We start from the raw sequence: 15,351 nt of genomic DNA, 5'->3' as shown, positions 1-15,351 counted from the left end.
CCGGTTCCATTTGTAGGAGCTGCCGAAGGCTGCGATCTTTTGATCTTAAAAGCAAAGATCGCAGCCTTCGGCAGCTCCTACACGGGTATCGGTTTTGTGTCATCCATGCCGTGAATTTTGCTGGTTTTGGCGCAATCGCATGTGCAGCAGCGGATACGGCTGGCCCATGCCATCGACTTCCGAGCGACCGATGACCTCGAAGCCCTGCTTGAAGTAAAAGCCCAGGGCTTGCGGGTTCTGTTCGTTGACGTCCAGTTCGTCGGCATTCAGGTGTTCCAGGGCATAGCGCAACAATTTCTTGCCCAGGCCCTGGCCGCGATGGTCGGGGTCGATGAAGAGCATTTCGATCTTGCCGGCCGCGACGCCGGCGAACCCGGTGATGCGTTGGTTCGAATCCTTGGTGCAGATCAGCATCACCGCGTCGAGGTAGCGGGTCAGCACCAGGTTTCTCAGCAGTTTGATGTAGCTGTCCGGCAGAAAGTCGTGGGTAGCGCGTACCGAGGCCTCCCAGACCCGGGTCAGTTCTTCGTAGTCGCCGAGTTTCGGCGTGTGGATGACCGAATGCTGACGCATGCCTGTCTGCCCCTGATGCTTGAGTGATGTGAGTCCGTTCAATCTCAAACGATAGCCGTAAAAAAGCCCCGCATCTCGTCAAGAGAGCGGGGCTTTGCGTATTTTTTGCGTTTAGATCTGTTCAGCCCACAGGTCGTATTCGTTGGCGTCGGTCACTTTGCACCAGACCTTGTCGCCCGGCTTGAGGTTGCTGCCGTTGTCGATGAATACATTACCGTCGATTTCCGGAGCATCGAAGAAGCAGCGGCCCACCGCGCCTTGCTCGTCGACTTCATCGACCAGCACTTCGATCTCGCGGCCGATGCGCATTTGCAGGCGCGCCGAGCTGATGGCCTGCTGGTGCGCCATGAAGCGCTCCCAGCGGTCCTGCTTGACGTCGTCCGGGACGACTTCCAGGTCCAGGTCATTGGCCGGTGCACCTTCTACCGGCGAGTACTGGAAGCAGCCGACGCGGTCGAGCTGGGCTTCAGTCAGCCAGTTCAGCAGGTACTGGAAGTCTTCTTCGGTTTCGCCCGGGAAGCCGACGATGAAGGTCGAACGGATGATCAGGTCCGGGCAGATTTCGCGCCAGTTCTTGATCCGCGCCAGGGTCTTGTCTTCGAAGGCCGGGCGTTTCATCGACTTCAGTACTTTCGGGCTGGCGTGCTGGAACGGGATGTCCAGGTACGGCAGGATCTTGCCGGCGGCCATCAGCGGAATCAGCTCGTCAACGTGCGGGTACGGATAAACGTAGTGCAGGCGAACCCAGACGCCGAGGGTGCTCAGGGCCTCGCAGAGTTCGGTCATGCGGGTTTTCACCGGCGCACCGTTCCAGAAACCGGTGCGGTATTTCACGTCGACGCCATAGGCGCTGGTGTCTTGCGAGATCACCAACAGCTCTTTGACACCGGACTTGACCAGGCGCTGGGCCTCGTCGAGCACGTCACCGACCGGACGGCTGACCAGTTTGCCGCGCATCGACGGGATGATGCAGAAGCTGCAGCTGTGGTTGCAGCCTTCGGAAATTTTCAGGTAGGCGTAGTGGCGCGGGGTCAGCTTGATGCCTTGCGGCGGCACCAGGTCGATCAGCGGGTTGTGGTCCTGGCGTGGCGGTACGACTTCGTGCACCGCGTTGACCACTTGTTCGTACTGCTGCGGACCGGTCACGGCCAGCACGCTCGGGTGTACGTTGCGAATGTTGCCTTCTTCGACGCCCATGCAGCCGGTCACGATGACCTTGCCGTTTTCCTTGATGGCTTCGCCGATCACTTCCAGGGACTCGGCCTTGGCCGAATCGATGAAGCCGCAGGTGTTGACCACTACGACGTCGGCGTCCTGGTAGGTGGACACGACGTCATAGCCTTCCATGCGCAGCTGGGTAAGGATGCGCTCGGAGTCGACCAGTGCTTTGGGGCAACCCAGGGATACGAAGCCAACCTTTGGATTGGCCGGCGCAGGAGTGGTGGACATGTCTAACCTCGGTATTTTGTGACGCCGTTTGCCGGGCAGGGCAAAACCGACGGACGGGCGCTTGAACTGCGCCTCTGATCAAAAAGTGCGCAATTCTAGCGATGAGTCGTTCACTTGACCAGCTTTATGCAGGGAAATACGACGAGTGCTGCGCTATGCTTCGCGCCGTTACGCTTTACTGATTTCTTACTGTCAACAAAACGTCTGTAACGTGAAGTAAAACAGCGCATGCTGCACGACAAAGCATAGTGCTTCTTTCAAAGAAGCCCGGGTCTGAGAAGTAGGAGTGGTGGATGGGTCAGGCAAGTAGTCAGGCTACAGGTGCCGAACATTCGGCGGTGAAGCCGATCGGCATGCTGGTCGCGGCAGTCGGGGTGGTTTATGGCGATATCGGCACCAGTCCGTTGTACACCCTCAAAGAAGTGTTTTCCGGAGGCTATGGCGTGCCGGTCAACCATGACGGGGTGCTGGGGATCCTGGCGCTGATCTTCTGGTCGCTGATCTGGGTTGTGTCGATCAAGTACATGATGTTCGTGCTGCGCGCCGACAACCAGGGCGAAGGCGGGATCATGGCCTTGACCGCACTGGCCCGGCGGGCGGCGGCGGGGCACGCGAAATTGCGCACGTTGCTGGTGGTCTGCGGGCTGATCGGCGCGGCGTTGTTCTATGGCGACAGCATGATCACCCCGGCGATCTCCGTACTGTCGGCGATTGAAGGCCTGGGCCTGGCCTTCGATGGCATCGACCATTGGGTGGTGCCGCTGTCGCTGGTGGTACTGGTCGCGCTGTTTCTGATCCAGAGTCATGGTACGGCGCGGATCGGCATTCTGTTCGGGCCGATCATGGTCGCCTGGTTTTTGGTGTTGGGCGCGTTGGGCGTCTACGGCATCCTTCAACACCCGGAAGTATTGCAGGCAATGAATCCGGTGTGGGGCGTGCGCTTCTTCATCGACCACCCGGGCATGGGCGTGACAATTCTCGGCGCTGTAGTACTGGCATTGACCGGTGCCGAAGCGCTGTACGCGGACATGGGCCACTTCGGCCGCAAGCCGATCGCTCGTGCCTGGTTCATCCTTGTGCTGCCGGCGTTGGTACTGAACTATTTTGGTCAGGGTGCCTTGCTGCTAGGCGACCCGGAAGCGGCCCGCAACCCGTTCTACCTGCTGGCACCCAGCTGGGCATTGATCCCGCTGGTCGGCCTGTCGACCCTGGCCACGGTGATTGCCTCGCAAGCGGTGATTTCCGGTGCGTTCTCCCTGACCCGTCAGGCGATCCAGCTCGGTTACATTCCGCGCATGCACATCCGGCACACCTCCAGTGCAGAACAGGGCCAGATCTACATTGGCGCGGTGAACTGGGCGCTGATGGTCGGCGTGGTGCTGCTGGTGCTGGGTTTTGAATCCTCCGGTGCCCTGGCCTCGGCCTATGGTGTGGCGGTGACCGGGACCATGCTGATGACCACCATCCTGGTGGCGGCAGTGATACTGCTGTTGTGGAAATGGCCACCGCTTCTCGCAGTTCCGGTGCTGCTCGGTTTCCTGCTGGTGGACGGCCTGTACTTTGCCGCCAACGTGCCGAAAATCGTCCAGGGCGGGGCTTTCCCGGTGATCGCCGGTATTGTGCTGTTTGTGTTGATGACTACCTGGAAGCGCGGCAAGCAGCTGCTGGTCGAGCGCCTCGATGAGGGTGGACTGCCGTTGCCGATCTTCATCAGCAGCATTGCCGTACAACCGCCGCATCGAGTTCAGGGCACCGCCGTGTTCCTGACAGCGCGGCCGGATGCCGTGCCCCACGCGTTGTTGCACAACCTGCTGCATAACCAGGTGTTGCACGAGCAAGTGGTGTTGCTGACGGTGGTCTACGAAGACATCCCGCGGGTGCCACCACAACGGCGCTTCGAGGTCGACTCCTACGGCGAAGGTTTCTTCCGCGTAATCCTGCATTTCGGATTCACCGATGAGCCGGATGTACCGCAGGCGCTGAAACTGTGCCACCTCGATGAACTGGATTTCAGCCCGATGCGTACCACCTACTTCCTCAGCCGCGAGACGGTCATTGCCTCCAAGCTCGAAGGCATGGCCCGTTGGCGCGAGGGGTTGTTTGCCTTCATGTTGCAGAACGCCAATGGCAACCTGCGTTTCTTCAATCTGCCGCTAAACCGGGTGATTGAGCTGGGTACTCAGGTCGAGATGTAAGCCTCATCAAAAAGCCCCCGTTGCCATTGCGGCGGCGGGGGCTTTTTTGTGCCTGGGTTCAGCGTGATCCTGTAGGAGCTGGCTTGTCGGATCGCCGCACCGCAGCGAAAGCGGTATGTCTGTGAGACAAATGTTGAATATACCGACGTCTTCGCGGGCAAGCCCGCTCCTACAGGTTGGGTGGCGCACTCGAGAATGAAAAAGCCCCCGCTACCGTGAAGTAGCGGGGGCTCTTGTTCAGCGGGTCCGGATCACTCCTGAGCGGTCGCTTCGGCTTCCTTCGCCTGACGCTTCTCGATCACATCCACCAGACGCTTGGCCAGCGCCGGATAATTCTCGTCGAAGTGATGGCCGCCAGGCAGCTTGATAGCTTCGCCCACAGCAGTCTTGTCGGTGCAGCCACTCTCGTCGGTTTCTTCTTCACCGTAGATGCACACTACTTTGGCGGCTGGCAGTTTGGCCATTTCAGGACCGGTGGCGGCTTCCTTGCCGGCGTTGCCGAGCCAGCCTTCGACTTCGATTTCGAAGCTGCCGGTACGGGCGAAGGCCAGCAGGATGATCGCGTCGACGCGTTGCTGCTCCGACTCGGCCAGACGATTGTAGATCGCTGGCAGGACATCGGCGCCGAACGAGTAACCGGTCAGGATGAAGCGCTTGGTGCCCCATTTCTGCCGGTAGTGTTGCATCAGTTCGGCCAGGTCCAGCGCACTTTGCTCCGGGCTCTTGTGCTGCCAGTAGTAGCGCAGGGTGTCGATACCGACCACCGGGTAGCCGATCTTGGCCATCTCGCCCGCCACGTCACGGTCGAGATCGCGCCAGCCGCCGTCACCGGACAGGAACAGGGTGACGGTGTCCCTGGCCTGGCCTGCCGGCACTTCGACCACCGGGATCTGCAGGCCGCCAGCGGCCTTGTCACCACCGACGAGGATCTTGCGCAGCTCGTTGTTCAGCACTTGTGGCAGGTTGATGTCGTAGTCGCTGATGCTGGTTTCGGCATTGACCTGGTCGCGCACGAAGCCGGCGCTGGTGTCGTCCGGGTTGTCGTTCCATGCCACCAGCCAGTGGCCGTGGGCCGCGCTTTTCGGTAGCAGGTGCGTGCAGCCGGGCTTTTCCAGGGCCAGGTCCACCGAGACGGCCTGGGCCTTGTCGTTCTTCTGCTCGGATAACCAGCGCCAGGCCAGCACGGCGCCCGGGCCGATGCCGCTGACCAGGGTCGCCGGGCCTTTCAGTTCTCTCAGGCCCGATTGCAGGGCTCTGCTTTGCAGCAGGCAGTCCTTGGGCAGGATCACCTGGACAATCTGCGCCGCGCCACTGCGGCTGAGGGTCATCAATTGCTTGTCGCTGAGTTTCTGGTCTTCGTTGACGGCCACCAGTACCTGGGCGCGTGGCGTGGTACCGGGGATGACACGGGTCATCGCCGCACCATCGGCCGGGGTCAGCAATTCGAGGGTCGGTTCCGGTGCCGGGCGTTTCAGGTACCAGTAACCGCCACCGAGAACCAGGGCCACAATCACCAGTGTGCCCAATACATACCGCAAGGAGCGTTGAATCATCAGCGTTTCACCAATCCGGTCAAGCCACCCGCGATCAGGGCAGCAGTGTCGGCCAGCGCAACCAGCGGATCGAGTCCGGCGGGCACGGCCATATAACGGGGTTCCCAATCAGGCTGGAACTTGTCTTTGAAGCGGCGCAAGCCCTGGAAGTTGTACAGCTGCTCACCACGGCGGAATACCATCGAGCCCAGGCGCTGGGTCAATGGCGCGCCGCGACGGGGTTGCAACCCCGACAACGGCACCATGCCCAGGCTGAAACGCGCGTACCCATGGTTTTTATAATGTTGAATCAGGCCGACCATCATGAACTCCATGGTCAGCTTCGGGGCATCCGGGTGCGCGCGCATCAGGTCGAGGCTTGCCAGGTCATGGCCGTAGGTCTCGAGCAGGTTGGCGAACGCCACCGGGCGTCCTTCGAAGCGTATCACCGCGATGCGGAAATACTTGAGGTAGTCATCGCTGAAGCGGCCCAGCGAAAAGCCTTTCTCCCGGACGTTCTTGCCGGTCAGCCAGGCGTCGGAAATCACCTTGAGCTCATCCATCGGCGCGTGGCCCGGCTCATGGATTTCCAGGGACAGGCCGTCACGGGTGCCTCGGTTCCAGGTGTAGCGCAGGTCTTTCATCTCTTTGCCCTTGGCTTCGAGATCAAAACGCTTGAGGTCGACCCGGGCTTCTTCGCCGAGCTTGATCGCGGTCAGGCCGATGTCCATGTAGTACGGCAGGTTCTCTGCGCGCACTTGATAGAACACGGGACGGGCATGGTGGATGTCGCACAGATCGCGGAACTGCCAGATCATTTCCGCCCGTTGCTGGCCCGGGCCGATCGGGTCATACAACGCCACCAGGCTGCGGCCACGGCGGGCGTACATCAGGAACGCCTCGTCGTTGGGGTGAAACAGCAGCGCCTTGTCACCGGTCAGGGCCAGGCCGCCATCCGGTTGGGCCGATGCCATGAGGATCTTGCTGGCGCGCTCCAGTTCGTCGGGCGTCGGCAGGTGAATGACCGGACGCGCGGTGCGCAGCAGCCAGGTCAGCGACACCACCACCAGCAGCACTGCGGCACCGAGCAGCGAACGCAGGCCGCGGGGGGCGTCGGCGTCGAGGGTGAACTGCCACCAGAGCTGGTGGCTGTACGGAACGTCCTGATAGGCGAACAGCAGCAACCAGATCGACGCACCGAGCACGCACAGGCTGGCCACCAGGTACAGCGGCGAGAACGGTACTTCGGTCAGGCGGCTGGGGCGATAGAACGAGCGGCGGAATACCCCGAGCAGGCTCGCCGTCAGCACCATCAGGCTGGCTTCCTCCCAGTCGAAGCCTTTGAGCAGTGAGAGCAGGGCGCCGACCAGCAACAGAATGGTGGTCAGCATCCACGCGGCCGACAGCCGGCGACGCAGCCCCTGGGCCAGCAACAGGCAAAGAACGCCGACCAGGCTGGCACCAAAGTGCGAAGCATCGACCAGTCGATGGGGGATCAGAAACCCGATGTGTTCCAGGCGGGTGTCGATTTCCGGGGTGGCGCCGGAAAAGAGCAGGACAACACCGGACAGGAATACCAGCACCGCCAGTATCGGAGCCGCCAGGCCTGAGGCCGCGCGCAACGTCTGGCGTGTCTGGAACAGGCGCTGACCTTCGTTGATCAGCAACAGCAGGCAGGCCACCAGCAAGGGCAGGACCACGTAGATCAAGCGATAGAGCAGCAGGGCGGCCGCCAGTGGCGCAGCACCCAGGGTGTCGGAAAACGCCGCCAGCAAAATGGCTTCGAACACCCCGACACCGCCCGGCACATGGCTGAGCACGCCTGCAGCCAGCGCCAGCAGGTAAACCAAGAGGAAGGCACCGAAGGGCGGTGCTTCTGGCAGCAGCAGATAGAGCACGGTCGCGGCCGCCGCTACGTCCAGGGCAGTGATGACCAATTGCAGGAACGTCAGGCGACGCCCGGGCAGACGCAAGGTGCGGCGGCCGACCTTGACCAGCAGGTTGTCCGGGTAAGGCTGTTCCGGCAGCCGACGACGGTAGATACCAATGGCCAGCACCGAAAACAGTACGAGCACGGCGCTCGCCACCACGCCCAGCAACGTCTCGGAGAGACCCAGGGCGGTGGATGCCGCTGGCAGGTCGCTGAGCGTCGCCAGGGCGGCCAGCGGCGGCAGGGCGCAACCCAGCGAGAGGCTGGCGAACAGCGTCATGTGGGCGACTTCAGCCGCTCCCAGGCCATGACGGGCATAGAGACGATAGCGAACCGAACCGCCCGACAGCATTGAAAGACCGATGGCGTTGCCGATGGCAAAGGCCGTGAAACCGCCTAGCGCCAACGTGCGCGGTGCCAGGCTCACCCCGGCATAGCGACTGGCCGACCATTCGTAGCCGAGCAGAATGATGAAACCCGCCACCGTTGCGGCCAGTGCGCCCATCAAGGCAGGTTTTGGAACTTCGAGGATCGAGTCGTGCAGCGCGTAAAGGTCGAGTTCGCTCAACAGATGGCGACAGGCAATCAGCGCGATCGCGAACAACAGCAGGGTGACCGCCAGGCCAATGGGTTGACGGTATTTGCTCAATCGATCGAGCAGGCGCAGGCGCTCAGCCTTGATCGGTTGTGTCGCTGTGACAGTGTCTTGTGAATCAGACGAGTTGGCGCGCATCAATCACCTCTTGGATTGTGCGCGACAGGATGGGGGTATCCAGCCAAGTTACCAATCCCTGCAGAAAAAAATAATCACAAATATTAACGCCTATCACCGGGCAACGGGGACGGCGCGTCATCAGTCGTGAAGGCTTCAGCCTGCAATAGAGCATAGTCTGAACCCGGCGCATGGGTGCCCCCCAAACGGCTTGCTTCACAGTGACAGGTCATTGTTGCGAAAGGACTTTTTCAACAGATACAAAAAAGGCCACTCTTTCGAGTAGCCTTTTTTGATGTTTGGTTGCGGGAGCCGGATTTGAACCGACGACCTTCGGGTTATGAGCCCGACGAGCTACCAGACTGCTCCATCCCGCGTCTGTGTGGCGGCATTCTATAGAGATACGCCGGGGTGTCAACCGTTAATCCTGAATCAGGTCAAATAAACGTTGAATCGCGGCAAACGGTCGCGGCGATGGCCTAAGTTTCGGAATCAGAACGATTTCCGGTTTCGGTGTCATTGAGTATCCAGGCCTTGTTTCGGCGTTCGGCGCTACAAAACGAGCGCGCACAAAAAAGGCCACTCTTTCGAGTAGCCTTTTTTGATGTTTGGTTGCGGGAGCCGGATTTGAACCGACGACCTTCGGGTTATGAGCCCGACGAGCTACCAGACTGCTCCATCCCGCGTCTGTGTGGCTCATTCTATAGAGATGCGCTCGGGTGTCAACCTCCAATTCCGATAAAATCTCTTCCCGTTCAATCGGTTAGCGTTCAAAAGGGGAGGTCGATCGGTCTGTGAGGCAGGCAGGGCAAGGCCTGCGCGTCTATTGAAAGTAATTTTTCGATTGAGAAAATAAATTCACAATCGAATCTTCCTACGATTGGAAAAGAACATTCAGACTACTGGTGCTATATACAGGTGTCAGTGAGATACTGTTTGTCCGGCATGCCATGACGCCTTTTCTTTGCCATGAACACGGCTTTGCTATGACTCAACGCAAGATCATCCACGTCGATTGTGACTGCTTCTATGCAGCCATCGAAATGCGCGACGACCCACGCCTCGCCGGTAAACCACTGGCGGTAGGTGGGGCGGCGGACCGGCGCGGGGTGATCGCCACCTGCAATTATGAGGCGCGAGCGTACGGGGTGCGTTCGGCGATGTCCTCCGGGCATGCCTTGAAGCTGTGCCCGGACCTGACCATCGTCAAGCCACGCATGGACGCCTATAGAGAGGCGTCCAGGGAAATCCACACGATCTTTCGCGATTACACCGAGATCATCGAACCGCTCTCGCTCGATGAGGCGTACCTCGATGTGTCGGACAGTGCGCATTTCGGTGGTAGCGCAACGCGCATCGCCCAGGACATCCGGCGCCGGGTCTCCAACCAGTTGCATATCACCGTGTCGGCGGGTGTGGCGCCGAACAAGTTTCTGGCCAAGATCGCCAGTGACTGGAAAAAGCCCAATGGCCTGTTCGTCATCACTCCGGACCAGGTCGAGGATTTTGTCAGTGGCTTGCCAGTGAGCAAATTGCACGGGGTCGGAAAAGTCACCGCCGACAAACTCGGCAAGCTGGGGATTACCGATTGCCTGCAATTGCGCGAGTGGGACAAGTTGGCGCTGGTGCGTGAGTTCGGCAGCTTTGGCGAGCGACTCTGGAGCCTGGCCCGTGGGATCGATGACCGCGTGGTACATAACGACAGTCGCCGTCAGTCGATCAGTGTTGAAAATACCTACGACGTCGATCTGCCAGATCTGAAGAGTTGCCTGGATAAATTGCCCGAGCTGCTGGAGACCCTGGTTGGCCGCATGGCGCGAATTGACAGCAGCTATCGTCCGGGCAAGCCATTCGTCAAAGTGAAGTTCCACGACTTCACCCAGACTACATTGGAGCAGGCCGGGGCAGGGCGGGATCTGGGGAGTTATCAGTTGATGTTGACCCAGGCTTTCAATCGCGGCGGTAAACCGGTGCGGTTGTTGGGCGTCGGCGTGCGGCTGGAGGACTTGCGGGGCGGGTTCGAGCAGATGGAGTTGTTTGAGCGGTAAATTCTGAAACACAAAAGATCGCAGCCTGCGGCAGCTCCTACAGAAGAACGCGATCTGTTGTAGGAGCTGCCGCAGGCTGTGATCTTTTTTGGGGTTTAGTTCAGCCCCGGATTCGCCACCAGTCGCTCGCCATTGCGGGCCAGCGACTTCAGGAACTCGCTCTGCAATTCAGGATCATTGCGCGTCAGTTCGATCAGGCTCTGTTCCAGCTCACTGGCTTCCTCTTCAAGACCCAGCTCCGACAGGCGTTTGACCCGGTGGACCCATTGGCTGACTTCGTCACCTTCGAGATCGTCATAAATCAACCCGTGGGCCTCATAGAGCTTGCTGCGCAAGTTGCTGCTGATGACCAGGGTGGAATCGTTGTGCACGTTGCCCTGGGCATCCTCAACACGGATCAGCAAGCGGCTCAGATGGTTGATGTCATGTTCGGCGAACGGGTTGTCCAGCAGATTCAGGCGTAACACGCCGTTTTTGTCGGTGGTCAGCTCGAAGGTTTCCTTGCCGGCCTTGACCTCGACCGGGCGCTCGCTCCAGGGCAGGCTTGAGTATTCCGTACGCTTGTCGCGCTGGACTTCATCAATGCCGGCCAGGTTCTGCTGCGCGCGACCGTGGGACTGCACGTTCATGAACGGGTTGAGCCCGGCGAAACCGTAGCTCAGCCAATCCTTGGTCACGCTGTCCGGCAGATTGCCGAGGGCGAACACATTGACCACGTTGGCACCGACACCCGCCACCACGGCCACCGCGCCCAGCGGGATTTCGTAAATCTCCCGCCAGGGTTGGTACGGCGTATAGCGGTCGTAGTGACGCGTGACTTCGTACTCGGTGACTTCGAAAGTCTTCTGCTCGTGAATTTTCACCCGCCGTTGCGGCAGCTCAAGCACCTTGGGCTCACCGACATCGATCTGCAGGCTGTGATCGAGCAATTTGCGCTCGACCCGTTCCTCTTGCTCGCTGCGTTGTGACATGTGGTTGGCACAGCCACTGACCAGCAGGGTGCCGCACAAGGCGGCACCACCGAGGCCTAAGGTGTTTCGCTTGAACATGACGCCTCTATATCTGGTATCAGCGGCGGATGCGAGCCTGAAGGAAGGACAGTACGTCGGCGACCGGCAGCGCTTGTGCGTCGGCCTCGGTACGGCTCTTGTATTCCAGGTTGCCTTCGGCCAGGCCGCGGTCGCTGACCACGATCCGGTGTGGAATGCCGATCAGCTCCATGTCCGCGAACTTGATGCCTGGGCTGGTTTTCTTGTCACGGTCGTCGAGCAGCACTTCAAAGCCGGCAGCGGTGAGTTCCGCGTACAGCTTGTCGGTGGCTTCACGAACCTGTTCGGTTTCGTAGCGCAGTGGTACCAGGGCAATCTGGAACGGCGCGAGAGTGTCGCTCCAGATGATCCCGTTTTCGTCGTTGTTCTGCTCGATGGCCGCCGCTACCACGCGGGACACGCCGATGCCGTAGCAGCCCATTTCCAGGGTGACCGGCTTGCCGTTTTCGCCCAGCACTTCGCACTTCATCGCTTTGCTGTACTTGTTGCCCAGCTGGAAGATGTGCCCGACTTCGATGCCACGCTTGATTTCCAGGGTGCCTTTGCCGTCCGGGCTCGGGTCGCCGGCCACAACGTTGCGCAGGTCGGCAACGGTCGGAACAGGCAGGTCGCGCTCCCAGTTCACGCCGAAGTAGTGTTTGTCGTCGATGTTGGCGCCGATGCCGAAGTCGCTCATCAGTTCGACCGAGCGGTCGATGATGATCGGCAGCGGCAGGTTCAACGGACCCAGGGAACCGGCACCGGCGCCAATGGCGTCGCGCAGTTCGCTTTCCGAGGCCATGACCAGCGGGCTGGCAACGCCTGGCTGGTTGGCCGCCTTGATTTCGTTCAGCTCATGGTCGCCACGGATGATCAGGGCAATCAGCTTGCCTTTCTCTTCAGCGTGCACCACGAGGGTCTTGATGGTTTTCTCGATCGGCAGGTTGAAGCCTTCGACCAGTTGCGCAATGGTCTTGGCATTCGGCGTGTCGACCAGACGCAGTTCTTCGCTCGGAGCGGCGCGCGAGGTTTCCCGTGGCACGGCCTCGGCTTTCTCGATGTTCGCCGCGTAGTCGGAACCGTTACTGAAGACGATGTCGTCTTCGCCCGATTCGGCCAGAACGTGGAACTCGTGGGAACCGGCGCCGCCGATGGAGCCGTTGTCGGCTTCAACAGGGCGGAACCTCAGGCCCAGACGGGTGAACACGTTGCAGTAAGCCTGGTGCATGCGGTCGTAGGTGACCTGCAGCGAAGGCTGGTCGGCGTGGAACGAGTAGGCGTCCTTCATGATGAATTCGCGGCCACGCATCAAGCCGAAGCGTGGGCGGATTTCGTCACGGAATTTGGTCTGGATCTGGTACAGGTTGATTGGCAACTGCTTGTAGCTGCTCAATTCGTTGCGCATCAGATCGGTGATGACTTCTTCGTGGGTGGGACCTGCGCAGAAGTCGCGACCGTGGCGATCCTTGAAGCGCAGCAATTCAGGGCCGTACTCTTCCCAGCGCCCGGATTCCTGCCACAGCTCAGCCGGTTGCGTGCTCGGCATCAACACTTCGAGAGAGCCGGCGGCGTTCATTTCTTCGCGAACGACGGCTTCGACCTTGCGCATTACCCGCAAGCCCATCGGCAGCCAAGTGTACAGGCCCGAGGCGAGTTTGCGGATCATGCCGGCGCGCAGCATCAGCTGGTGGCTGATCACGACCGCGTCGGAAGGCGTTTCTTTTTGTGTGGCGAGCAAAAATTGACTGGTGCGCATGGTTGGCCGTTATCGATTGCTGATGACGAGAAATGACGGAGCATTGTACGGGCGAGATCCGCTGGCGTACAGGCGTGCGGTCGGTGGTGTGGCAGGAGGGCGTGATTCACACGGCCCTCCGCGATTCTTCCTGCGTAATGAGCCTACGATTCTTCGGCGACCGGGGTCTGCACCGGTTCCGGTGTCGGTGTCGGACCTGCGCGGCGGTTCTCCTGGAACCAGTGCAAGGCGATCAACAGCAGGGTCGGGACGCCCAGCAGGGCGGTGATCAGGAAGAAGTTGTGGTAACCGAATTTTTCCACCATGACCCCGGAGTAGCCACCGATCAGGCGCGGCAGCAACAGCATGATCGAGCTGAGCAGGGCGTATTGGGTGGCGGAGAACTTGAGGTTGGTCAGGCTCGACAGGTAGGCGACGAACGCCGAAGTCGCCAGGCCTGAACTGAAGTTGTCCAGGGAGATGGTCAGCACCAGCATGTTCAGGTTGGGGCCCATGTCGGCGAGCATCAGGAACAGGATGTTGGTCGCCGCGGATGCGACGCCACCGATGAACAGGATCGGCAGGATGCCGAAACGCACGATCAATAGGCCGCCCATGCCGGCACCCACCAGGGTCATGATCAGGCCGAAGATTTTGCTGACGCTGGCGATCTGGTCCTTGGTGAAGCCCTGGTCGATGTAGAACACGTTGGCCATCACGCCCATGACCGTATCGGACATCCGATAGGTGGCGATCAAGCCGAGTAGCAGCAGCGCTTGCCAGCGGTATCGCAGGATGAAGTCGTTGACTGGCGTGAGCACCGGCGCCAGGCCGCGACGGCCCATGGCCGAGAGGCACAGGGCAGTGAGCGTGATATAGAGGATGGCCCGCAGGAGCGCACGGTCTTCGAGCAGCAGGTCGAGCACGCTCACGCCTTCGAACAGTACGCTGGCGAAGTCGGTGTAGTAGAGCTGGGTGAACATGGCCGGCACGGACACCAGCAATATGATCAGCACGAACACCGAGGCCAGTTGATGCACGAAGCTGTAGCGTCCGGCCTGCAGTTGCGTGCGCAACGGCACGGGTGGTTCACGCATGAATATGGAAGTCAGCAGAGCCGGGACCATCAGTGCCCCGAACAGAATGTAAGTGCCGGCCCAGGCCGAATGCTTGTAGTTGAAGCCGGTGGAGCCAAAGCCTTCGGCGAAGTACAGCGCGCCTGCAGTCGCCAGCAGCGCAGCGACCCGGTAGCCGGACATGTAGCTGGCGGCCAGGGCGGCCTGACGATTGTCTTCGGCGATTTCCAGGCGATAGGCGTCTACCGCAATATCCTGCGTCGCTGATGCGAAAGCGACGACCACGGCAATGGCTATCAGCCAGGACAAATGCTTTTGCGGATCGCAGAAACCCATCCCGATCAGGCCAAGGATGACCAGTGCCTGGGACAGCACGAGCCAGGATCGTCGTCGACCGAGTTTGCCAAGCAATGGCAGTCGCCATTGGTCGAGCAACGGTGACCAGACCCACTTGAAGGCATACGCCAGGCCAATCAGGCTTGCATAGCCAATGGTTTCACGCGCCACGCCAGCCTCACGCAGCCAGACTGAAAGCGTCGAAAACACCAGCATGTAGGGCAGGCCGGCGGCGAAACCAAGCAGCAACAGCACGAGTGTCGAAGGGCTGGCATAAGCGGCGAGCGCGGCGCGCCAGGTTTTACGGGGCATGGGCTGGAGTCTGCCTCAAGAAATACGGAAACAAAGCGCGCACTCTAACCGCTGTGCTCTACCGGACGCCAGCCATGGCGCTGAATATCAACACGATTATTCAGGACACTGATGCCCTCCATGCGTAATCGTGCGCGCTGCTCATCGCCCGAAGGGCTGCCGACCGGCAGGCTGATACGCCCGTTTGCACCCAGAACGCGATGCCAGGGTAATTTGCTGTCGCTCGGCAATTGGCTGAGGGTGCGGCCGACCCAGCGGGCGGCGCGACCCAGTCCTGCAAGCTCGGCCAATTGACCGTAGCTGACGACTTTGCCCTCGGGAACTTGCGCCAGTGTCAGATACAGCGCCGTGCGTCGGATTTGCGCTGCACTCTCGGGTTCATCGGTTGGATCGGTCACGTCCGTCAGTCCTGAAGAAGTTTGCTT

Annotated in this window: 10 protein-coding genes and 2 tRNA genes; 2 read left to right on the top strand and 10 right to left on the bottom strand. The window is 60.3% G+C overall.

The window, feature by feature from the left end; genetic code table 11:
• Positions 1-99 precede the first annotated feature (99 nt).
• Together AC1DKH_RS08080 and rimO are read right to left on the bottom strand one after the other, a co-directional pair.
• Complete coding sequence (locus AC1DKH_RS08080) at positions 100-573, bottom strand: GNAT family N-acetyltransferase (RefSeq protein ID WP_477797907.1); 474 nt, start codon at positions 571-573, stop codon at positions 100-102.
• Between the two features lie 111 nt (positions 574-684).
• The gene (gene rimO / locus AC1DKH_RS08075; protein WP_477797906.1) at positions 685-2,022 is read right to left on the bottom strand and encodes a 30S ribosomal protein S12 methylthiotransferase RimO; all 1,338 of its coding nucleotides are present in this window, start codon (positions 2,020-2,022) and stop codon (positions 685-687) included.
• Positions 2,023-2,315: 293 nt separating this feature from the next.
• On the opposite strand from rimO, the gene AC1DKH_RS08070 reads away from it, so the two are divergent.
• A complete protein-coding gene (locus tag AC1DKH_RS08070) occupies positions 2,316-4,217 on the top strand; it encodes a potassium transporter Kup (protein ID WP_477797905.1) in 1,902 nt (633 codons plus the stop codon).
• Between the two features lie 251 nt (positions 4,218-4,468).
• Here the strand turns inward: AC1DKH_RS08070 and AC1DKH_RS08065 are convergent, their stop codons facing one another.
• From AC1DKH_RS08065 to AC1DKH_RS08050, 4 genes are all read right to left on the bottom strand, one after another.
• Entirely contained in the window at positions 4,469-5,770 is a 1,302-nt protein-coding gene (locus tag AC1DKH_RS08065; RefSeq protein WP_477763866.1) for a virulence factor family protein, read from the bottom strand.
• Positions 5,770-8,412 carry a bifunctional lysylphosphatidylglycerol flippase/synthetase MprF gene (gene mprF / locus AC1DKH_RS08060; protein WP_477759810.1) on the bottom strand — a complete coding sequence of 881 codons (2,643 nt, stop codon included), beginning with the start codon at positions 8,410-8,412 and terminating at the stop codon, positions 5,770-5,772. The genes AC1DKH_RS08065 and mprF overlap by 1 nt, the downstream gene beginning before the upstream one ends.
• 279 nt (positions 8,413-8,691) lie before the next feature.
• Positions 8,692-8,768: transfer RNA gene (locus AC1DKH_RS08055), tRNA-Met, on the bottom strand.
• A gap of 232 nt (positions 8,769-9,000) precedes the next feature.
• Positions 9,001-9,077, bottom strand: a tRNA-Met gene (locus tag AC1DKH_RS08050).
• Between the two features lie 300 nt (positions 9,078-9,377).
• Here AC1DKH_RS08050 and dinB point away from each other — a divergent pair.
• Positions 9,378-10,439 carry a DNA polymerase IV gene (gene dinB / locus AC1DKH_RS08045; protein WP_477752988.1) on the top strand — a complete coding sequence of 354 codons (1,062 nt, stop codon included), beginning with the start codon at positions 9,378-9,380 and terminating at the stop codon, positions 10,437-10,439.
• Between the two features lie 95 nt (positions 10,440-10,534).
• Here dinB and AC1DKH_RS08040 read toward each other — a convergent pair whose 3' ends face one another.
• From AC1DKH_RS08040 to AC1DKH_RS08025, 4 genes are all read right to left on the bottom strand, one after another.
• Positions 10,535-11,488 (bottom strand): hypothetical protein, encoded by a 954-nt coding sequence (locus AC1DKH_RS08040; RefSeq protein WP_477763864.1) that lies wholly within the window; start codon positions 11,486-11,488, stop codon positions 10,535-10,537.
• Positions 11,489-11,507: 19 nt separating this feature from the next.
• Positions 11,508-13,223, bottom strand: coding sequence for a proline--tRNA ligase (locus AC1DKH_RS08035; protein ID WP_477797904.1), 1,716 nt, complete (start codon positions 13,221-13,223; stop codon positions 11,508-11,510).
• Between the two features lie 143 nt (positions 13,224-13,366).
• Positions 13,367-14,926, bottom strand: a complete 1,560-nt coding sequence (locus tag AC1DKH_RS08030; RefSeq protein ID WP_477759809.1) for an AmpG family muropeptide MFS transporter — start codon at positions 14,924-14,926, stop codon at positions 13,367-13,369.
• Positions 14,927-14,970: 44 nt separating this feature from the next.
• Positions 14,971-15,324, bottom strand: a complete 354-nt coding sequence (locus tag AC1DKH_RS08025; protein ID WP_007971652.1) for an MGMT family protein — start codon at positions 15,322-15,324, stop codon at positions 14,971-14,973.
• Positions 15,325-15,351: the final 27 nt, after the last annotated feature.

The sequence above is a fragment of the Pseudomonas sp. 05L36 genome, from assembly GCF_056398125.1.
The sequence above is the reverse complement of the archived record's forward strand: the minus strand, read 5'-3'. Positions and strand labels throughout refer to the sequence as shown.